This is a genomic window from Bradyrhizobium sp. 195, assembly GCF_023101665.1.
In the GTDB taxonomy this organism is placed as follows: domain Bacteria; phylum Pseudomonadota; class Alphaproteobacteria; order Rhizobiales; family Xanthobacteraceae; genus Bradyrhizobium.
In genome coordinates, this window is record NZ_CP082161.1 from 2,856,145 (window position 1) to 2,875,271 (window position 19,127).

At 62.8% G+C, this 19,127-nt stretch carries 18 protein-coding genes; 10 read left to right on the plus strand and 8 right to left on the minus strand.

What is annotated here, in order from left to right; translation table 11 throughout:
- Positions 1–28 precede the first annotated feature (28 nt).
- The 4 genes from IVB26_RS13275 to IVB26_RS13290 all read right to left on the minus strand — a co-directional run bounded on the left by IVB26_RS13275 (position 29) and on the right by IVB26_RS13290 (position 2,963).
- On the minus strand, positions 29–310 hold the full coding sequence (locus IVB26_RS13275) for a hypothetical protein (protein WP_247972068.1): 282 nt from the start codon (positions 308–310) through the stop codon (positions 29–31).
- A gap of 104 nt (positions 311–414) precedes the next feature.
- Entirely contained in the window at positions 415–1,236 is an 822-nt protein-coding gene (locus IVB26_RS13280; protein ID WP_247972069.1) for an enoyl-CoA hydratase, read from the minus strand.
- A gap of 276 nt (positions 1,237–1,512) precedes the next feature.
- Entirely contained in the window at positions 1,513–1,884 is a 372-nt protein-coding gene (locus IVB26_RS13285; RefSeq protein WP_020608151.1) for a helix-turn-helix domain-containing protein, read from the minus strand.
- Positions 1,885–1,913: 29 nt separating this feature from the next.
- Positions 1,914–2,963, minus strand: a complete 1,050-nt coding sequence (locus IVB26_RS13290; RefSeq protein ID WP_247972070.1) for a LysR family transcriptional regulator — start codon at positions 2,961–2,963, stop codon at positions 1,914–1,916.
- A gap of 484 nt (positions 2,964–3,447) precedes the next feature.
- Between IVB26_RS13290 and IVB26_RS13295 the strand changes: the two genes are divergently transcribed.
- Both IVB26_RS13295 and IVB26_RS13300 read left to right on the plus strand, forming a co-directional pair.
- Complete coding sequence (locus tag IVB26_RS13295; protein WP_247972071.1) at positions 3,448–3,714, plus strand: hypothetical protein; 267 nt, start codon at positions 3,448–3,450, stop codon at positions 3,712–3,714.
- Positions 3,715–3,921: 207 nt separating this feature from the next.
- A complete protein-coding gene (locus tag IVB26_RS13300; protein ID WP_247972072.1) occupies positions 3,922–4,653 on the plus strand; it encodes a cytochrome c biogenesis CcdA family protein in 732 nt (243 codons plus the stop codon).
- 12 nt (positions 4,654–4,665) lie between these two features.
- Here the strand turns inward: IVB26_RS13300 and IVB26_RS13305 are convergent, their stop codons facing one another.
- On the minus strand, positions 4,666–6,123 hold the full coding sequence (locus tag IVB26_RS13305) for a sensor histidine kinase (RefSeq protein WP_247973150.1): 1,458 nt from the start codon (positions 6,121–6,123) through the stop codon (positions 4,666–4,668).
- 458 nt (positions 6,124–6,581) lie between these two features.
- Here IVB26_RS13305 and IVB26_RS13310 point away from each other — a divergent pair, with 458 nt between their 5' ends.
- The 4 genes from IVB26_RS13310 to IVB26_RS13325 all read left to right on the plus strand — a co-directional run bounded on the left by IVB26_RS13310 (position 6,582) and on the right by IVB26_RS13325 (position 10,110).
- Positions 6,582–6,815 carry a hypothetical protein gene (locus IVB26_RS13310; RefSeq protein ID WP_247972073.1) on the plus strand — a complete coding sequence of 78 codons (234 nt, stop codon included), beginning with the start codon at positions 6,582–6,584 and terminating at the stop codon, positions 6,813–6,815.
- 382 nt (positions 6,816–7,197) lie between these two features.
- The gene (locus IVB26_RS13315; protein WP_247325468.1) at positions 7,198–8,196 is read left to right on the plus strand and encodes a TRAP transporter substrate-binding protein; all 999 of its coding nucleotides are present in this window, start codon (positions 7,198–7,200) and stop codon (positions 8,194–8,196) included.
- 82 nt (positions 8,197–8,278) lie between these two features.
- Positions 8,279–8,794 (plus strand): TRAP transporter small permease, encoded by a 516-nt coding sequence (locus tag IVB26_RS13320; RefSeq protein WP_247972074.1) that lies wholly within the window; start codon positions 8,279–8,281, stop codon positions 8,792–8,794.
- A complete protein-coding gene (locus IVB26_RS13325; RefSeq protein WP_247972075.1) occupies positions 8,791–10,110 on the plus strand; it encodes a TRAP transporter large permease in 1,320 nt (439 codons plus the stop codon). The genes IVB26_RS13320 and IVB26_RS13325 overlap by 4 nt, the downstream gene beginning before the upstream one ends.
- 52 nt (positions 10,111–10,162) lie before the next feature.
- Here the strand turns inward: IVB26_RS13325 and IVB26_RS13330 are convergent, their stop codons facing one another.
- Positions 10,163–11,437: a serine hydrolase domain-containing protein gene (locus IVB26_RS13330; RefSeq protein WP_247972076.1), complete on the minus strand. Its 1,275-nt coding sequence runs from the start codon at positions 11,435–11,437 to the stop codon at positions 10,163–10,165.
- A 160-nt stretch (positions 11,438–11,597) separates the two neighbouring features.
- Here IVB26_RS13330 and IVB26_RS13335 point away from each other — a divergent pair, with 160 nt between their 5' ends.
- Together IVB26_RS13335 and IVB26_RS13340 are read left to right on the plus strand one after the other, a co-directional pair.
- The gene (locus tag IVB26_RS13335; RefSeq protein ID WP_247972077.1) at positions 11,598–12,515 is read left to right on the plus strand and encodes an intradiol ring-cleavage dioxygenase; all 918 of its coding nucleotides are present in this window, start codon (positions 11,598–11,600) and stop codon (positions 12,513–12,515) included.
- Positions 12,516–12,852: 337 nt separating this feature from the next.
- A complete protein-coding gene (locus IVB26_RS13340; RefSeq protein WP_247972078.1) occupies positions 12,853–13,002 on the plus strand; it encodes a hypothetical protein in 150 nt (49 codons plus the stop codon).
- Positions 13,003–13,521: 519 nt separating this feature from the next.
- Here IVB26_RS13340 and IVB26_RS13345 read toward each other — a convergent pair.
- Both IVB26_RS13345 and IVB26_RS13350 read right to left on the minus strand, forming a co-directional pair.
- Positions 13,522–15,258, minus strand: coding sequence for a bifunctional protein-serine/threonine kinase/phosphatase (locus tag IVB26_RS13345; RefSeq protein ID WP_247973151.1), 1,737 nt, complete (start codon positions 15,256–15,258; stop codon positions 13,522–13,524).
- 60 nt (positions 15,259–15,318) lie between these two features.
- Positions 15,319–16,158 carry a formate/nitrite transporter family protein gene (locus IVB26_RS13350; protein WP_246916762.1) on the minus strand — a complete coding sequence of 280 codons (840 nt, stop codon included), beginning with the start codon at positions 16,156–16,158 and terminating at the stop codon, positions 15,319–15,321.
- A gap of 679 nt (positions 16,159–16,837) precedes the next feature.
- On the opposite strand from IVB26_RS13350, the gene IVB26_RS13355 reads away from it, so the two are divergent.
- Together IVB26_RS13355 and ntrB are read left to right on the plus strand one after the other, a co-directional pair.
- On the plus strand, positions 16,838–18,157 hold the full coding sequence (locus IVB26_RS13355) for a CmpA/NrtA family ABC transporter substrate-binding protein (protein ID WP_247972079.1): 1,320 nt from the start codon (positions 16,838–16,840) through the stop codon (positions 18,155–18,157).
- A gap of 60 nt (positions 18,158–18,217) precedes the next feature.
- Positions 18,218–19,114, plus strand: a complete 897-nt coding sequence (ntrB, locus tag IVB26_RS13360; protein ID WP_246916752.1) for a nitrate ABC transporter permease — start codon at positions 18,218–18,220, stop codon at positions 19,112–19,114.
- Positions 19,115–19,127: the final 13 nt, after the last annotated feature.

The window sequence follows — 19,127 nt, forward strand, 5'->3', positions numbered from 1 at the left end:
AAGGGGCCTCGCGGCCCCTTTATTTCGTTCACCAGCGACGCCAGTGGCGGTGACCATAGCCCCAGCGCGGGCCGCCATAGTACCGGCGCGGGCCACCGTAATAGCCGTAGGCGCCGTAATAGTTCGGACGCCAGAAGCAACGGCCCCAGGGGTTGCAGACCCAGCGCACCTGATCGATGTCAGCGGCCGGGCCGCTCGCGATTCGATCCGCCTGGGGAATGCCGTTCGGCATTGCCGCGAACGCCGAGCCCGAGGCGAGCGCCGCACCGCCCAGGGCAGCGAGACCAAGAACAGCAAATTTGAATTTCATCGCAATCTCCCTCGTTGGTGGCGAGAGAACCTGCGACAGATCAACTGGTTGCTATCGAGGTGCGGCTGCGCGCGGATTTAATCTTCCTGAATGAAGGTTCAGATTCAGTGCCCCTGGAACTTGGGCCGGCGTTTCTCCATGAAGGCTTGCCGGCCCTCGCGGAAATCCGCGCTGTCCATGCAGGCATGGCCGACCGCCTGGATCGCCTCCATGTCGCGCTGGCTTTCGTCCTTCAGCACCTGCGCGATGGTGATCTTGGCGGCCTTGATTGCGAGCGGGGCGTTCTCGGAAATGGTCTGCGCGATGGTCATGGTCTCGCCCCAGAGCTCGTCGACCGGCAACACGCGCTCGACGAGACCGATGCGCAGCGCCTCGGCGGAATCGATCCGCATGCCCGTGTACATCAACAGGCGCGCCCAGGACGGGCCGACCAGCGACACCAGATGCTTCAACCCGTCATAACCATAGGCGATGCCGAGCCTGGCCGCGGGAATGCCGAACTGACTGCCGTGTGCGGCGATGCGAATGTCGGCGAGCATCGCGACCTGCATGCCGCCGCCGAGGCAGAAGCCCTCGATGCAGGCAATCGTCGGTTTGGGATAGTCGGCTAGCAGCGCGCGCTGGGCGGCGCTGCGCCTGGCGTATTCCTCGGACGCGGCTGCGTTATGGCGCGTCTTCTCGAACTGGCTGATATCGGCCCCCGATACGAACGCCTTGCCGCCGGCTCCGCGCAGGATCACGACGCGCACCGTCTCGTCGTCGCGCAAGGCCGTCAGCGCCTCTCCAAATCCCTCCCACATCTCCAGCGACATCGCGTTGCGCTTGCCGGGATTGTTGAAGGTGATCACGCCGACGCCACTGGCTGCGTGCTTGAGGATCTTGCCATCGGCGTAAGGTGTTTCGGTCGTGCTGGAAATGTCGGGCATCGCGCGCTCGCTTGTCATGTGCAAGAGGCAATGTGCTGCGCGGGCGCTTGCGAGGTCAACCGGGGCGGGGCGCGCGAGTCTGCATCCGCCTGTTCCGCGATTGCATGGCGCTTCGTCCTAAGCATCGTGCCGAAAGAAAAAGGGGCGGTCGAACCGCCCCGGAAAGACCGCGCGCAAGCGCGCGAGCCGGAATATGCTCATCCGGCCTCGTTCAATCCGGCCGCGCCCCGTGACGCGGCGGATTGAAGATCGGCCCTAACCGACCGTCGATCGATCTCAGCTTTCGTTCGCTGCGATCGATTCCATCAACGAGACGAGCTGACGTTGCACCGTCTGGTCCTTGATCTTGCTATAGGCGCGCAAGAGGCGGAGGCTGAATGCGCTGTCGAGGAACAGCAGGCTCTCGACTTCGCGGGCCTTGTTGTCGCCGTCGTAGAAGAAGGTCACGGGCACATCGAGGGCGGAGGCGATCTGCTGAAGTCGAGCCGCGCCGACGCGATTGACGCCCTTCTCGTATTTCTGGACCTGCTGGAAGCTGACGCCAAGCTTCTCGCCGAGCTCCGCCTGCGAGATCTTCATCTCGACGCGCCGCAGACGGATCCGCTTGCCAAGCTCAATGTCGGGCTTGCCGGCACTGCGCTGCTTCATTCTTTTCGCCGCTGCTTTCATCTCTGTTCTCACCTTTGTTCTTCGGTTGAAAATCCCCCGAAGAGCTGGGTCAGGGGTTCGCCCATATACGAGTCCTTGAATTCATGCGGGTGCACGAACTCTTCCTTAAACCACGGGAAGCGAGCCGGACTGAAAGCTTCGATCAGCCAGTCAATCATGTGCCGCACGCGCGGAATACGGCCGCTACCGGGATGGTAGGACAACCAGATATCCAGCGGTCGGTTCAGCTCGACCTCCAGTGGAATCAACTTCCCGCCAAGCGCAATGGCATAGCTGGGGAAGACGCCGATGCCGGCGCCATTCGCGACGGCCCAATAGTTGGCGCTCGAGACGTTGGTCTTCATGACCAGGAGGTCACGTTCCGAAACGCCCGGGAAGAAGCTCTCGAAGGATTCCTTGGCGGCGAGCTGATCGGCGAATTGCAGCACCAGGCGATGCTTGATTAATTCCGCCGCCGAACGCGGCGCGCCATGCTTTTCGATGTATTTCTCCGAGGCCCAGAACATCAGGTGCATGCGGCCGAGCCGTACCAGCTTGATGTCGAGCGCCGAGGGACGCGACAGATGGATGGCGACGTCGGCCTCGTGACGCGAGACGTCGGCCGAACGCATCGCGCAATGCAGGTCGACCAGAATCTTCGGATAGGCCTGCTGGAATTCAACCAGGCGCGGAGCGAGCCAGAATGTGCCGAGCCCCTCGGTAACGGCGACCCGAACCTCGCCGGACAAGGCATTGGCCATCGAATCGCTGGCGCGCAGCACGTCGAAGGTGGCGGCCTCCATGCGCTCGACGGCGGAGACCACCAGCGCGCCTTCATCGGTCAGATGGGTGCCGTGGACGTCGCGGGTGAACAGCGTCGTGCCGGTCTGGCGTTCGAAATCGTCGATCCGCCGGCGCACGGCGTTGATCGACAACGACAAGCGCTCGGCCGCCGAGCGGAAACTTCCGCATCGGACGACTTCGAGAAATATGCGGGCCGTATCCCAATCAGAGAGGCCGCTGAGATTTGTCTTTGGGCGTTCCGCCAGATGAACGCCCCTTTCCGCTAAGGAGTGCATACAATTTCCTTCGGGCGACTAAACTGGCAGAATCTGGCGCAAACCACAACCACTGCGGGTTGGGGGACGTAAAGTTTTGAACGTCATCCTTACTACCTCGGGGGTGGTATCGGAGTGCTGCCAATGGCTGGGGAATCGGGCGGACTATTTGCCCGGATGAGGGGTGTAGCGTGAGTTCCGTTGCGAGCCGTCAAATGGCTGCGGGATTGCAGGCCCTGTTCGCATTGAATGACTATGCGCGAGAGCGGGCGCCGACTCCCTCGACGGATCAATCACAGCGCGTCAGGCGTTTTCTCCCGAACTGCTTCGGCAATGACCAACTGCGCAGCGCGGCGATGTTGGCCGGAATCGCGGTTCCAGGGCTGAAACCATTTGAAATCAGGTTCGGAGGCGCAGCGGCCTCATGCTATCCTCGGTATTCCATGGGGGCCGAAGGGGTCGTTACAACCACGTCTCGCAGGCCGAAATAACGGAAAGAACGCCGGTGTCGCATTCAGACGAACAGTTGCAGTCGGTGCTGGAAACGCTCGAGCAGTGCCGCAGGGTTCTCAACGCGTGCGACAGCCGTGAGTCGGCCGAGCTGCTGTCCATCGCCATCCTCGACGTCAGGATGAAACTCAAAGGAATTGACAGTGCCGATCTCAAGGCGCTGTGCGACGAAATGCTGCGGAGCGCCGCGAGCGAACCGCCGTCCCCTTCCAAGCAGACGCAGGACCAGCCCCGGCGTCCGCTGCTCCGCGTGGTGAAGTAGCCGCGCCGCCGAGTTTCGCTTTTTGGCGAGATTTGTGCCCGTCCCGATGCCGCACCTGTGATCGCAGACGGCATCGGGAGGAGCTCTGGTTTCGTGCGCCTCTGTTGCGCATTCCCCGGCATCGGCTACACCAGAGCCGGTTCGGCTCCGGGCCGGACGCATTCCCCCGTGCGCCCTACCGGCACCTGAGATGGCTCAGACGGCATCATGCAAAATGTTTCGATCCCGGCGGCGCTGATTGCCGGCCTCGTCAGCTTCCTCTCGCCTTGCGTCCTGCCGCTGGTTCCGCCGTATCTGATCTATCTCACGGGCGCCACGATCGAGCATGTCGAGAGCGACGAGCCGGGCTCGACCTCCAAGCGCGCGATCATGATGTCGGCGCTCCTGTTCGTGCTTGGCTTCTCCACGGTGTTCGTCGCGCTCGGCGCCAGCGCCTCGCTGATCGGCGGCCTGATCCGTGCCTGGTCGGCCGAACTGTCGATCCTCGCCGGCCTCGTCATCATCGTCATGGGCCTGCACTTCCTCGGCTTGACGCGCATCGGCCTGTTGATGCGCGAGGGCCGGCTGCCGATCCCCAAGCCTGTTGGCCTCTGGGGGGCCTATATCATGGGCCTCGCCTTCGCCTTCGGCTGGACGCCCTGCATCGGCCCGATCCTCGCCGCGATCCTCTCGATCGCCGCGGCTGAAGCCACGGTGACGAAGGGCGCCGGCCTGCTCGCGGTCTATTCCGCCGGCCTCGGCATTCCCTTCTTGATTGCCGCGCTGATGATCGAACAGTTCTCCGCGCTGTTCGCGCGCATGAAGGGCCACCTCGTCACGGTCGAGCGCGCTATGGGCGTGCTGATGGTGATCACCGGCATCGGCTTTCTCACCGGTGGGGTCTCGAATGTGAGCATCTGGCTGCTCGAGACGTTTCCGGCGCTGCAGACGATCGGGTAGGGCGTTCCCCGTTCACCGCGCCTCGTCAAGCGTGCAGATCACCGTGCAGACGACGCCGCGCGGCAGGAAGTCGACGGTTGCCTCGCCGCCGAGCTGATCGCGCGCGCTGCGCTCGATCAGGCGCGAGCCGAAGCCGCGCTGCACCGGCGCCGTGACCGGCGGTCCACCGATCTCGGTCCAGATCAGCCGCAGCCGCGGCTTCGGCGCTTCGGCGATGACCTCCCAGTCCAGTGTCACCCGGCCGGTCTCGTTGGATAGCGCGCCGTATTTCGCGGCGTTGGTGGCGATCTCGTGAACGATCATCGACAGCACCACGGCGAGCCGCGGCGACAGCGGCACCGCGGGACCGGCCATGCGGATGCGGTCGGGACCATTGAGAAGGAAAGGCTGAAGGGCGCGGGCGATCACGTCCCGGAGTTCGGAGCCCGCCCATTTCTCCTGGCTCAGAAGGTTATGCGCTTCGGCCAGTGCACCGAGCCGGCCCTCGAACTTGGTCCGCTCGTCCCGGCTGGCGCTGCGGAAGGTCTGCACCGCGATCGCCTGCATCAAAGCCAGCGTGTTCTTGACGCGATGGTTGAGCTCCTCGATCAGGAGATTGTGTAGCATCTCGCCGCGCGCGATCGTGGTCGCCATCCTGACCGCGAAGGTCAGGCCGGTCAGCAGCAGGATGCCGCCGATCAGGCTGGTGATCGCGATGTTGCGCCAGAGCGGTGCGATCAGCGAGCCTTCGTCGACGCCGGCGGCGATCGTCCAGCCCGTCAGTTGCGATCGTGTGTAGGCAGCAGCCAAGGCGACGCCGTCGAGCGACACCGTTGGGAGCGCTGCCTCGCTACGGCCGAACATCTCGGCATAGAGCGAGGGCGAAGCACGCTTTCCGAACGATTCATTGGGGTTCGGCGCGCGCGCAAATATGATTCCCTTGGTGTCGAGCAGAGACACGGTCCAGAGCTGGTCGGGCCGCTGCTTCTCCACCAGTTCTTGAAAGATGCTGATCGGTGGACTGAAGCAGAGGTCGTAGATCACCTCGCCGTTGCGGAACACCGGAACCTCGACGGTGAGCACCTGCCGCCCATTGATCGCGCCTGTGAACAGGTCGGAATATTGCGGCGACCTGGTCGCGAACACCCTTTCGATGATCTCCAGATGGCCGCGTGGCGGCAGGCTTGCGGTGTCTTCCGTTGCGGAGGAGAACAACAGCCGGCCTTTCCGGTCGGAGATCAGCACCAGGCCGCCCTTGCCATATTGCTCGACGAAGCCGAGCGCGATGCGGCGAAAGTTTTGGAAGTCGTCGTTGCGCAGTGAATTCGTCAACGCCAGGACCTGCAGGCCGCCGGTCATCCGCTGCACCTCGGAATCGAGCACGAGGCGCATGCTGCGCACGTTCTCCAGCACGCGGCGGGTCGCGTCGCTTCGGTCCTGCTTGTAATTGTAGAAGACAATGCCAACCGCAAAGACGATCAGCGGCAACATCGTTCCCGTGACGAGAAGAGCGAGCCGGACCGGCAGGGTGAGCTTTGACAAACGCAGGCGTCCCGGTTCCGGCGCAGCGTCGCCGGATTATGATTTTGGGAAGACCATACGGGCGGGACCTGCGCGACGCCACGGTTTTCGCATTCTGCAAGCCGCCGAGAGCTGCGATTTTGCAGCGCAGTTCGGGATGCCCGCGCATCAGCTCAGGCTCATTGCGGTCAGAAGTAGACACATGCTGTAGACAGCCACCAGGCTGAGCTGCAAACCCGGGCCTCTCGATGCGATGTCATGCCGCCGGCGAGGGCGACCAGCTTTGAACTGGCCACCCACACCTCGATCAATCGATTTCCTCAACCAGCATACGTGCACAGCGTTCCCTGGCATAGGAACAAACTGCCATTTTTTCCCGTTTGTTAGATCGGACCGGGCCGGAAGCCCGGCGATTGGAGGAGGAGAAAATGAAGCTGAGAATAGCGACCGCAGCGCTGATGCTTGCTGCATTGTCCCTGCCGGCGTTCGCGGCCGACGAGTTCTATGTCGTCCAGGACGTCAAGACCAAGAAGTGCACCATCGTCGACAAGAAGCCGACGGACACGTCCATGACCGTGGTGAGCCCGTCGGGCATGATCTACAAGTCGCGGACCGAAGCCGAAAGCGGCATGAAGACCGTCAAGGTCTGCACGTCAAATTGAGGAGGATGACAAATGCCAGTCCTTATTTTGTGGGCCGTGCCGGCCGTTCTTGTGATCGGCGGCGGCATTTATCTGATTGGCCATATGCACTAGGCCTGCATCAGCAGGCGAACGGGCCTGTGCGCGCAGCGCACAGGCCCGGTAAGTCTTCGGACCTCGCAAGTCTTCGGATCTTTGAAAGCGTGGACCCCGCGCCAGCCCGAGCGCGAGTTGCAGTGCAACAGGTCGTGCAGGGGGAGCCCTGCGACGAAGGAGTCCCCCCAGCGCAGTCGAAATGACTTCCGTCCCGCCGAGGTTTTTCATACGCTTCCTCTCGCAAGCCGCATACCGGCTGCGCTCACGCCCCGGCGACAGGGGCGGAGCATCAAAGGGAGGGGAGACGATGAAGCGAAGGTCATTTCTCGCTGGTATCGGTGCGACCACTGCGGCGGCTACGATCGGCATGCCGTCGATCCTCAGGGCGCAGGCGCCGATCACCCTGAACGGCGCAGTCCAGTTCAACGACGACCACGCCTTCAACCGGGCGCTGCTCCGGTTCGAGGAGCTGGTGAAGAAGTACTACGGCAAGCCCGTCAACTTCACCCTGCACAGGAACTCCTCGCTCGGTCTCGAGAAGCAATATTTCGAGTACATGTCACAGGGCAAGGCCGTCGACTACGGCATCGTCTCGCCGGCCCACATGTCGACCTTCGCCAAGGCGGCCCCGTTCATCGATGCGCCCTTCGTGTTCAAGGGCATCGAACACATGAACAAGGTCGTCGAAGCCAATATCCTGGCGCCGATCGCCGACGAAGTCGCGGCGAAAGCCGAGGTGGTCCTGATCGGTTATTCCGGCGGCGGCATCCGCAACATCTTCGCCAACAAGCCGCTCAAGAATCTTGCCGATCTCAAGGGGCTCAAGGTCCGCGTGCAGGGCGCGCCGATCTGGTCGAAGACCTTTGCGGCCGTCGGCATGAGCCCGACCGTGATCGCCTATAACGAAATCTACAATGCGATCCAGAACGGCGTGATATCGGCCGGCGAAAACGAGGCGGCGGGCGTCGAGGCGATGAAGTTCTACGAAGTGGCTCCGCACCTCAACCTGACCCAGCACGCCGTGTCGATCCGGCCGATCTGCTTCTCGGTGAAGACGCTGAAGACCTTGCCGAAGGATTTACAGGACGCGATCATGAAGGCCGGCAAGGAGGCCGGCGACTACGGCCGTCAGCTCGAATCCAGCGAAGAGGTCGTCAAGCTCGACACGCTCGAGAAGGCCGGCAAGCTCAAGCGCGTCCCCTTCGAGGAGCGGGACGCCATGAAGAAGCTCGCCGATCCCGTGATGGCCACCTACGCCAAGGAAATCGGTGCGGAGGGCATTTTCGAGAAGATCAACGTCGTCTGAGGTCGCTCTGTCCGCCGACGCATTTTCGGGCAGGCCCCGCTTCCTGCCCGGACATGGCGGATGACTGCCGCACGGAGTCCCAATGTCTGAAATGCCCGTCCCGTCCACACCGTCGCTGTGGCGTCGCGTCACGGCGGCCTATGCGAAATTCCTGGAATTCCTGCTGGCCACATGCGTCGGCATTCTCGTCCTTCCCGTCACGCTGCAGATCATCTCACGCTACACGCCCCTCATTCCGTCCTACATCTGGACGGAGGAAATGGCGCGCTTCCTGTTCGTCTGGACGATCATGATCGGAGCCATGGTCGGCGTGCGCGAAGCGCAGCATTTCGAGGTCGATGTGTGGCCGGACCTGGCGCGGCGGCCGGAGGCTGCCGTGCGGATCCTGGCGCGCCTTGGCGTGCTGGCACTGGCGCTGGTGTTCGTGATGGCCGGCCTGGAGTTCACCCGCTTCGCCTGGAACAGGACCTCTGAACTGGCCGATCTGCCGCTTTGGCTGATTCACGTCGCTTGGCCCGTGACCGGCGTGACGTGGATCGTCTTTGCGGGTGAACAGATCATCGATGAGATGCGCATTCTGGTTGGGGCAGAGCGATGAACGGCAATGTACTTTCTGCCGGACAGGCCGCGATGGTGCTGTTCGGGGTCTTCATCGGCCTGCTCATCGTGCGGGTGCCGGTTGCTTTCGCACTCGGCCTTGCCTGCGTGCCGATCCTGCTGATCGAGCCTCATCTCTCGATGATGATGCTCGCGCAGGAAACATTCAACGCCTACAATTCATTCATCCTGCTCGCGGTGCCGTTCTTCCTGCTGACGGCCAACCTGATGAGCATTGGCGGCATCACCGATCGCCTGGTGGCGCTGTCGCGCTCGATGGTCGGGCACTGGCCGGGATCGTTGGCGCAGATCAATGTCGTGTTGTCGGTGTTCTTTGCCGGTATCTCGGGCTCTTCCACCGCTGATGCGGCGAGCCAGTCCAAGATCTTCATCGATGCGCAGACCAAGGAGGGTTACGATCTCTCGTTCTCGATCGCCATCACGGCGGTGTCGGCGGTTCTGGCGGTAATCATCCCGCCGTCGATCCTCATGATCGTGTGGGGCGGGCTGATCTCGACCTCGATTGCGGCGATGTATCTGGCCGGCATCGTGCCGGGCCTGCTGATCGCAGGTGCGCAGATGGCGACGGTGCACGTCTATGCAGTGCGCCGCGGCTACCCGACCTATCCGAAGACAAGCTGGGTCGAGATGCGATGCGCCATTTGGAAGTCAATTCCGGCGCTGATGACACCCTTCATCATCGTTGGGGGCATTCTGCTCGGCTGGTTCACCGCAACCGAGTCCGCCTGCGTCGCGGTGTTGTATTCCGTCGGGCTGTCGGCGTTCTTCTATCGCGAGACAGGCATACGGGAATTGTACAAGTCCTTGCTCGACACCGGGCGGCTTGCCGGCGTGGCGCTGTTCTGCGTCGGCACTGCAAGTGCGTTCGGCTGGCTGCTTGCCTACTACAAGATTCCGCAAGAGCTGCTGGCCAACGTCTCGACATGGGGCATGGGCTCCGTCACAGCCGGATTCTTCATCGCCTTCTGCTTTCTGGTGGTGGGCTGCTTTCTCGACGCCATCCCGGCGATCGTCATCGTCGGCACGGTGCTGGAGCCGCTGGCCAGGTCCGTCGATCTCCATCCGGTCCAGTTCGCGATCATTTCCATCGTATCGCTGGCGTTCGGGCTGGTGACGCCGCCGTACGGATTGTGTCTGATGATCGCCTGTTCGATTGCCGGCGTGCGGCTGCGCTATGCTCTGAAGGACACGGTGATCATGCTGATCCCGATGCTGCTCGTGCTCGCGGCCGTCATCGTCTGGCCGAGCGTGTCGCTGTTCTTGCCGCGTCTGATCGTGCCGGAAATGCTCAAATGAGCGTCTGATGGCGCGATCCCGCGGCCGTGGGCCGCGGGATCGGTTCGTTTGGTTACAGGTTGCTTTCGGTGATCGCGGCGTAGACCATGCTGCGCAGCTCGCGGCGGAGCGGGTAGGCGCTCGACGGCAGCACCTGCGTCATGAAGATCGCGATCAGCTCTTCGGCCGGATCAATCCAGAACGAGGTCGTGGCCGCGCCGCCCCAATTGTATTCGCCGGGGCTGCCCGCGATCAGCGTCTCGGCCGGGCGCATCGTCACGGCAAAGCCGAGGCCGAAGCCGATGCCGTTGTAGGTTGCTTCCGAGAACAGCGAACGTGACACCTCGGGCAGGGCGCGTCCGCCCGGAATGTGATTGCTGGTCATCAGGGCCAGCGTCTTCGGCCCGATCAGCCTGATACCGCCAAGCTCGCCGCCGTTGAGCAGCGCGCGGCAGAAGGTGAGATAATCCGCGACCGTCGAGCAGAGGCCGCCGCCGCCGGAAATGAAAGAGGGAGGCGCCAGGAAGGAGCTCGTTGTCGGATCGTCCTGGAGCGTCAGGCCCTCGCGACGCTGGCCGGCATGGAAGGTCATGCCGCCACCGGGATCGGCGGAATAGCAGGCCGCGAACCGATGCGCTTTCGAGGCCGGCACGTGGAAGTCGGTGTCGGTCATCCCGAGCGGATCGAGAATGCGTGACTTAAGGAACTGCTCGAAGGGCATGCCGGAGATCTTGCCGACGAGATAGCCGAGCACGTCGGTTGCGACCGAGTAGTTCCAGGCCTCGCCCGGCGAGAATTCCAGCGGGATCTTGGCAAGAGCTTCGATCATGGTTTGAAGCGTGCCTGATTTCTCGACCTCGCCGATCTTCTCGGCCCGATAGGCGGCGTCGACATTGGAGCGCTGCTGGAAGCCGTAGGTGAGGCCTGAAGTATGGCGCAGGAGATCGACGATCAGCATGGGCCGCGACGGCGGCCGGGTCAGGAAGCCGGGATAGGTGCCGGCGACGAATACGCCGAGATCCTTCCATTCCGGAATGTATTTGGCGACGGGCTCGTCGATGGCGACGAGGCCCTGCTCGACCAGCATCATGAAGGCGACGCTGGTGAGCGGCTTGGTCATGGAATAGATGCGGTAAATCGTGTCGTCCTTGACCGGCAGCTTGCGCTCGACATCGGCAAGGCCCTGAACCGAGCTGTGCGCGACCTTGCCGCGCCGGTAGACCAGAAGATGCGTGCCCGGGAAGCGGCCGGCATCGATGTAGCGGCTCTTCAGATGCGCATCGATGCGGTCGAGTGCGGCCTTGGACATGCCGACGGATTCGGGCGAGGCGGGGGTAGGGGCAAGCATCAGTTCCTCCGGGCAGTTTTGTCGGTCCGTTGATAGCCAAATGACGGCCCCATTCCAAGCCGCTCGCGCTTAACGCAGGGGGGCCGGCTGGTGTAGGCTGCCCCTGGAACGCCGCCAAGGAGCCCCCGGGGCGAACGAGAAAAACACAGGGCAAGCCATCATGACGCAGTTCAACGAGACTGATCTCACCGAAGCCGTCGTTAGGAGCTTCGACAGCACGCCCAATCCGCGCGCGAAATTCCTGCTCCAGGAATTGGTGAAGTCGCTGCACGATTACGTGAGCAAGACCGGCCTTACCTTCGAGGAATGGGACTACGCCATCGATTTCCTGACCCGCACCGGGCAGAAATGCACCGACACCCGCCAGGAGTTCATCCTCTTGTCCGACGTGCTCGGTGTCTCCATGCTGGTCGACGCGGTCAACCATCGCGACCGCGACGGCGCGACCCAGACCACCGTGCTCGGCCCATTCTATGTCGGCGAGCACAAGGTGACAGCGCATGGCACCGACATCTCGCCGAACAATCAAACCGGCGAGCGGATGTTCGTGCAGAGCCGGGTCACCGACCTCAAGGGCAAGCCGCTTGCCAATGTCCCCGTCGACGTCTGGCATGCCGATGACGACGGCTTCTACGATTCCCAGAAGCCGAACTATGACGAGGTCGGCGCCTCGGCGCGGGCGCGCTTCATCACCGATGACGACGGCCGCTTTTTCTTCCGTACCATTTTGCCGTGCAGCTATCCGATCCCGACCGACGGCCCGGTCGGCGAGATGATCGTGCAGACCGGCCGCCATCCGATGCGCCCCGCGCATGTGCACTTCCTGGTCAATGCGAAGGGCTATGAGCCGCTGATCACCCACGTCTTCATGGACGGTGACAAATACCTGGATTCCGACGTCGTGTTCGGGGTCAAGGACGACCTCATTGCCAAGGTCGAGCCGCGCAACGATCCCGCGATGCCCGACGGCACCAAGACCAGCGGGCAGTGGCACCTGATGACCTACGAATTCCACCTCAAGCCCGGTGGCGGCATGGCGCCGAAACCGCTGGGGTTGAAGGCCGAGGAGCCGGCCTGACGGCCTTCACTAAACGCGATGAAATGAGGAGAATCGTCATCGCGCTTCAGGTTGTTGTTGAAGCATGATCTTTCCGGAAAATCGCTACGCACTTTTCCGGATCATGCTCTAGCCCAGGCCTACCTAAGTATGGTCGCTTGATACCTGCGCGCGGTGGCGTCGACCCGGTGCTCGGTGCTACCGATACATCCAGAGTGAAAGCAGCGGAACCGGCCCTGCGAGCCGGCAGTTGCGGGACAAGGCCGGCGGCGTAACGCCCGCCGGCGCTTCTCCCGATCTAGCGGCGCTTCGCCGCTCAACTGATGCTTATTGCCACGGTTGGTGCAGAGAGTACGCCATGAGAAACATCGCCGATCTCTTGACGCGGTTCTGGCAGGGACGCCAACCCGCGTCCAATGCTCAGGTTGAGGTCATGACTGAAAACCGAGATCGATCCAGCATGGCTGATTTTGTCCGGATACTGCAGGCTTACGATCAAGCCCAGTAGGGCACGAGCTAAAGGCGATCGCGCCAGTCAGTGATACAGACGTCCGAGCAACCGAAAGCCAAGAACCGAGATCGCACCACTCGACAGGCCCCTCAGCGAGAGGATCTTGAAGTCTCGGAATTCGGCCTGTGCGACGTACGAAGCGTTGCACGATCACCGATCATGATTGGGGACCCATTCCTCCGCGGTTGAGTCCCAATGATGGGTGTCGTCGAAGTGTTTCCAGAGCGGTCGCCGGGGCTTGCTTTCACCGTTCTGTCGGTTTGCATTCGGTGCGCGGAGTTGACCGATAAGCGCCCCAGCCATCATCACCCATTCGCGAGCGCTATATCGGGAGTGCCATTTGATTGCCGCGAGCATTGGATGCCTCCTTCAAAGCAAGAAGCCTCCGCGATATTAGCCTAGGCCCGGAGCACCGGGATGTAAACTACTTCACAGTCAGTCAACATCTTCGACATTGCCCCGGGCGATCACTGCGCCGCGCTTGGCGGCGGAAGCTGACGCTTCCGCCCGTAGGCCCTAACGTGCGTGCAGCAGCGCCAGCAGCACGACCACAGCGCAGGCGAGCGCCGCCGAGGTCAGCTTCCAAAACATCAGCGGACTGCGCTCAAGGAGCGGCGTGATCCGCGTGTCGAGATACGCCGGATTGGGCGTGCGAAGCTCGAAGACGAATTCGGACAGATCCTCGTGCCGCTTGTAGGGATCGGGATGCAGCGCGCGCCTGAGCGCGCCGTCGACCCAGGCCGGCACGTTGCGGTCATCGTCGGCCGGCCGATACCGGAGCTTGCGCACGTCCGCCTTGCGCCGGATCCTGGCAGCCTGGGTGCCGTAGGGAAGCTTTCCTGTCAGCATCTGGTAGCAGATCACCGCCAGCGAAAACATGTCGGAGCGCGGCGTGCCGCCCTGCCCAAGAAAATACTCCGGCGCCGTATACTGGACGGTGCCCAGGATTTCGTCGGCCTCCTCCGGCGGTGCCGCTTCCGCGACGCCGGCCACCCTGACCGATCCGAAGTCGATGATCTTCGCGGTGCCGGTCTTGTCGATCAGTATGTTGTCGGGCCTGAGGTCCTGATGCAGCATCTCCATGCGGTGGAAGGCGCGCAGGCCGGCGGCGATCTGCTCGATGAGGCCACGGACTGTTTCGAGATCGGGACGTGGATTGTCGGTCATCCACTGCTTCAAGGTCTGGCCTTCGACGAATTCGGTCGCAACGTAGAGATAACCTCGCCGTTTCGACTGCGACAGCGGCTTCAGCACGTGCGGGCTGTCGATCCGGCGCGCGATCCACTCCTCCATGAGGAAGCGCTTGAGATAGGCGGCATTGTCGCGCAGGTCGATCGACGGCAGCTTGAGCGCGACCGGTTCCTCGGTTTCCGGATCGACCGCGAGGTAGATATGGCTGCGGCTGCTGCCGTGGATTTCCCGGACGATCCGATAGCCATCGAAGATCGCCCGCGGTTCCGGCAGCGGTGGCAGCGGCAATTGTGACGTCTGACTGAAGATGCCGGCCGGCTCGCGTTGAGGCACTGCGTCGATCCGCAGGATCTGGACGGTGATGTTGTCGTCGCTGCCTCGCCGGTAGGCTTCCTCGACGATGGCCTTGGCCGCTCCGTCGAGCTCGGCTGCATGCTCGTTCAGCGCGTTGGTGACAAAGCGCGCGTCGACGAATTCATAGGCACCGTCAGTCGCCAGCAGGAAAATGTCGCCGGCCTCGACCTCGAACGCCTGATAGTCGATCTCGAGCTGCGGATTGATGCCGAGCGCGCGGCCGAGATAGGTCTGCTCCGAGGACACGATGATGCGGTGATCGTCGGTCAGCTGCTCGAGCGCCTTGCCGGCGACGCGGTAGATGCGGCAATCGCCGACATGGAAGATGTACGCGGTGGTCGCCTTGATGACCATGGCGCTGAGGGTGCAGACATAGCCCTTGTCGCGGTCATAGGCGTATTGGCTCTTGCGCGTCTGCGCGTGCAGCCAGGAATTGGTGGCATCCAGCACACGACGGGCGGACGTCTTCACCGTCCAGGATTCCGACGTGCAATAATAGTCCATCAGGAAGCTCTTGACCGCCGACTCGCTGGCGATCTGGCTCACCGTGCTAGAGGAGATGCCGTCGGCGAGGACGGCCGAGATGCCCTTCAGGCTGAGCAGCGGCTCCTCCGGAATGAGGACGCCGTGAAAGTCCTGGTTGACGGGCTTGCGACCCTTGTCGGAATGCTGGCCAACCGAGATCAGGAGTCCGCGGGACATCGTCATCACCAGGGGAAGGGAGCCTGACCCTGCTTGGGCGAGGCTCCCTTGTCGAGACGTATTCGATCAGGCCGCGACGCGGGGCTTCGCAGCCTTGTCGGCCTGGCGCTTCGGCAAGGTCATGACATGCGTCGTGTAGAGCGTCATGCCGGTGAAGGCGAGGCCGCCGACGAGGTTGCCGAGCACGGTCGGGATCTCGTTCCAGATCAGGTAATCCAAGATGGAGAACTTTGCGCCGAGCAGCAGGCCGGACGGGAACAGGAACATGTTCACGACGGAATGCTCGAACACCATGTAGAAGAACACCAGGATCGGCATCCACATGGCGATGACCTTGCCGGAGACCGAGGTCGAGATCATGGCGCCGACGACTCCGGTCGAGACCATCCAGTTGCAGAGCATGCCGCGCAGGAACAGCGTCGCCATGCCGGCCGCACCGTGGGCGGCGTAGCCGAGCGTCCGGCTTTCGCCGATGATTCCGATCGCCGTGCCGACCTTGTCCGGCGGCTGCGAGAAGCCGAAGGTGGTGACGAAGGCCATCATGAAGGCGACGGTGAAGGCGCCGGCGAAATTGCCGACGAAGACGAGGCCCCAGTTGCGCAGCACGCCACCGATCGTGACGCCAGGACGCTTGTCGATCAGGGCGAGCGGCGAGAGCACGAACACGCCGGTCAGAAGATCGAAACCCAGCAGGTACAGCATGACGAAGCCGACCGGAAACAGGAGCGCGCCGATCAGCGGCTGGCCGGTGTTGACGTTGATCGTGACGGCGAACCATGCCGCGAGCGTGAGGATGGCGCCGGCCATGTAGGCGCGGATGATGGTATCCCGGGTGGACATGAAGATCTTGGACTCGCCCGCATCCACCATCTTGGTGACGAATTCCGAAGGCGCGAGATACGACATCAATGGTTCCTTTTGCTTCGTAAGTGAGATCGACACGCCCCTGGCGAGAGCGCGACTGAACATCTTTGGCCGTGCGGGCCGGCCTGCCGCGCACGAGGGCTATTGAAAGTTTGGAAGCCTTGGGAATCGCGTCACGAGGACTGAGCCGGAGAGGGCCGCGAAGCAGTTGAGCTTCCGAATGCAGCCGCCAGAGGCTGCAACAATGCGGCAAGCCGCAGTCTTCGTTGACGTCCAAGGAGAAGCAAGTTGCGTGCCGCGTGCCCGCGATAAGAAAAACCTAGCGGGATCAATAGCATGGATCTCGGCGCGGTCCGCCGGTGCAGCGCTGGTCGGCTTCTTGCTTGATCTCCTGCACAAGTTTTGTGCGTCGCACAAGAATTGAGCAGACCGCAAGTTTCCCATGCGCGGCGGACATGCGGCGGCCTGCCGCAGCGCAGATAACGCGTTGATTATTATGGAGTTTCTGAGCTCACGGGCTTGGCATAAAGCTTGAATGGTTCCATGCCGACGCCATTGAAGCCGTCCCGCGAGACTTCTCATCCGACTTGCCGACGCCACCAAGCGGGGGTCTCCCCGTCGTGCGTTGGCATGCGCCAAAGACGGCGCCGCCGGACGGACGGGCTGCTCGTGTGCACTGACGCCAATCACTTCTGCAACGACGCAAAGGACGACACTGCCTATGACCAAGCGCACCCGCCGGCCCTCGGAGACGGGCCTCAGCCGCCGTCAATTGTTGAAAGCCACCGGCTCGACCGCCGCACTTCTCGCCGCAGCAAAACTGAATTTCCCCGCCGGCGCGTTCGCGCAGGACGCAGGCCCCGAAGTCAAGGGCGCCAAGCTTGGCTTCATCGCGCTCTCCGATGCCGGCCCGCTCTTCGTCGCCAAGGACAAGGGCCTGTTCGCCAAATACGGGGTGCCCGACACCGACGTGCAGAAGCAGGCCTCCTGGGGCACCACGCGCGACAACCTCGTGCTTGGCTCGGAAGGCAACGGCATCGACGGCGCGCATATCCTCACCCCGATGCCGTACCTTATCTCGGCCGGCAAGGTGACGCAGAACAACCAGCCGACGCCGATGTACATTTTGGCGCGGCTCAACCTCGATGCACAGTGCATCTCGGTCGCCAAGGAATACGCCGCCCTCAAGATCGGCGCCGATGCGGCGCCGCTCAAGGTGGCCTTCGACAAGAAGAAGGCCGAGGGCAAATCGGTGAAGGTGGCGATGACCTTCCCTGGCGGTACCCATGATCTCTGGGTCCGCTATTGGCTCGCCGCCGGCGGCATCGATCCCGACAAGGACGTCGAGACCATCACCGTGCCGCCGCCGCAGATGGTGGCGAACATGAAGGTTGGCACCATGGATGCCTTCTGCGTCGGCGAGCCGTGGCCCGGGCAGCTGGTGCATCAGGACATCGGCTACACCGCTGTCAACACCGGCGAGATCTGGAGCAAGCATCCCGAAAAGTCGCTCGGCATGCGCGCGGCCTGGGTCGACAAAAACCCGAAGGCGGCAAAAGCGATCCTGATGGCCGTGATGGAGGCGCAGCAATGGGCCGACAAGATGGAGAACAAGGAAGAGCTCGCCACCATCATGGCCAAGCGGCAGTGGATCAACTGCCCGGTCGAGGACATCGCCGATCGCGCCAAGGGCAAGTTCGACTACGGCATCCCCGGCAAGGTGATCGAGAACTCGCCGCACATCATGAAGTACTGGCGCGACCATGCCTCCTATCCATTCCAGAGCCACGACCTCTGGTTCATGACCGAGGACATCCGCTGGGGCAAATACGAAGCCGGCTTCGACAGCAAGGCGCTGATCGCCAAGGTCAACCGCGAGGACATGTGGCGCGATGCGGCCAAGACGCTCGGTGTCGCGGCCTCCGACATTCCAACCTCCACCTCGCGCGGCAAGGAGACTTTCTTCGACGGCAAGTTGTTCGATCCGGAAAATCCGGCTGCCTATCTGAAATCGCTCGCGATCAAGCGCGTCGAAGTCTGAGGGAGCCAGCGGCCGCCCTTGGGCGGCCGCATCGTCTTTTGCAGCCGGAGAGATATTGCGATGAATATGCCTGCCGCCAAAATTGAGATTGAGACCGCGACGCCTGCGGCCAGCGCCGCGCCGGTCGTTGCGATGACGCCAAAGCGTCCCCCGCGCACGGAAGCCTACGCACGCATGGCGAGGGAGACCGCCGTGCGCGTGATCCCGCCCCTGGTCGTGATCGCGCTGCTTACGCTGGTCTGGGAGCTGATCTGCCGCCGTGCCGGCTCGGCACTGCCGCCTCCGTCAAAAGTGTTCAAGGACACCAAGGAGCTGATCCTCGATCCGTTCTTCGACCATGGCGGCATCGACAAGGGCCTGTTCTGGCATCTCTCCGCCAGCCTGCAGCGCGTCGCCTTCGGCTATTCGCTCTCGGCGATCGCCGGCATCGCGCTCGGCGTGCTGGTCGGACAGTCAGTCTGGGCGATGCGCGGGCTCGATCCGCTGTTCCAGGTGCTGCGCACCATCCCGCCGCTGGCCTGGCTGCCGCTGTCGCTCGCGGCGTTCCGTGACGGCCAACCTTCGGCGATCTTCGTCATCTTCATCACCTCGATCTGGCCGATCATCATCAACACCGCGGTCGGCATCCGCAACATCCCGCAGGACTATCGCAACGTCGCTGCGGTGGTGCAGCTCAACCCGCTCGAGTTCTTCGCCAAGATCATGATCCCGGCGGCCGCGCCTTACATCTTCACGGGCCTGCGCATCGGCATCGGGCTGTCATGGCTCGCCATCATCGCGGCTGAAATGCTGATCGGCGGCGTCGGCATCGGCTTCTTCATCTGGGACGCCTGGAACTCCTCGCATATCAGCGAGATCATCCTGGCGCTGTTCTATGTCGGCATCGTCGGCTTCGTGCTGGACCGCCTGATCGCGGGTCTCGGCAAGGTCGTCACCCGCGGCACCGCGCAGAATTGAAGGAGAGGGGCAC

Excerpts from the sequence above, each read along its gene's own strand:
- IVB26_RS13275 (WP_247972068.1), bottom strand. The coding sequence starts at position 310 with ATGAAATTCAAATTTGCTGTTCTTGGTCTCGCTGCCCTGGGCGGTGCG.
- IVB26_RS13280 (WP_247972069.1), bottom strand. The coding sequence starts at position 1,236 with ATGCCCGACATTTCCAGCACGACCGAAACACCTTACGCCGATGGCAAG.
- IVB26_RS13285 (WP_020608151.1), bottom strand. The coding sequence starts at position 1,884 with ATGAAGCAGCGCAGTGCCGGCAAGCCCGACATTGAGCTTGGCAAGCGG.
- IVB26_RS13290 (WP_247972070.1), bottom strand. The coding sequence starts at position 2,963 with ATGCACTCCTTAGCGGAAAGGGGCGTTCATCTGGCGGAACGCCCAAAG.
- IVB26_RS13300 (WP_247972072.1), top strand. The coding sequence starts at position 3,922 with ATGCAAAATGTTTCGATCCCGGCGGCGCTGATTGCCGGCCTCGTCAGC.
- IVB26_RS13305 (WP_247973150.1), bottom strand. The coding sequence starts at position 6,123 with ATGTTGCCGCTGATCGTCTTTGCGGTTGGCATTGTCTTCTACAATTAC.
- IVB26_RS13310 (WP_247972073.1), top strand. The coding sequence starts at position 6,582 with ATGAAGCTGAGAATAGCGACCGCAGCGCTGATGCTTGCTGCATTGTCC.
- IVB26_RS13315 (WP_247325468.1), top strand. The coding sequence starts at position 7,198 with ATGAAGCGAAGGTCATTTCTCGCTGGTATCGGTGCGACCACTGCGGCG.
- IVB26_RS13320 (WP_247972074.1), top strand. The coding sequence starts at position 8,279 with ATGTCTGAAATGCCCGTCCCGTCCACACCGTCGCTGTGGCGTCGCGTC.
- IVB26_RS13325 (WP_247972075.1), top strand. The coding sequence starts at position 8,791 with ATGAACGGCAATGTACTTTCTGCCGGACAGGCCGCGATGGTGCTGTTC.
- IVB26_RS13330 (WP_247972076.1), bottom strand. The coding sequence starts at position 11,437 with ATGCTTGCCCCTACCCCCGCCTCGCCCGAATCCGTCGGCATGTCCAAG.
- IVB26_RS13335 (WP_247972077.1), top strand. The coding sequence starts at position 11,598 with ATGACGCAGTTCAACGAGACTGATCTCACCGAAGCCGTCGTTAGGAGC.
- IVB26_RS13340 (WP_247972078.1), top strand. The coding sequence starts at position 12,853 with ATGAGAAACATCGCCGATCTCTTGACGCGGTTCTGGCAGGGACGCCAA.
- IVB26_RS13345 (WP_247973151.1), bottom strand. The coding sequence starts at position 15,258 with ATGACGATGTCCCGCGGACTCCTGATCTCGGTTGGCCAGCATTCCGAC.
- IVB26_RS13350 (WP_246916762.1), bottom strand. The coding sequence starts at position 16,158 with ATGTCGTATCTCGCGCCTTCGGAATTCGTCACCAAGATGGTGGATGCG.
- IVB26_RS13355 (WP_247972079.1), top strand. The coding sequence starts at position 16,838 with ATGACCAAGCGCACCCGCCGGCCCTCGGAGACGGGCCTCAGCCGCCGT.
- ntrB (WP_246916752.1), top strand. The coding sequence starts at position 18,218 with ATGAATATGCCTGCCGCCAAAATTGAGATTGAGACCGCGACGCCTGCG.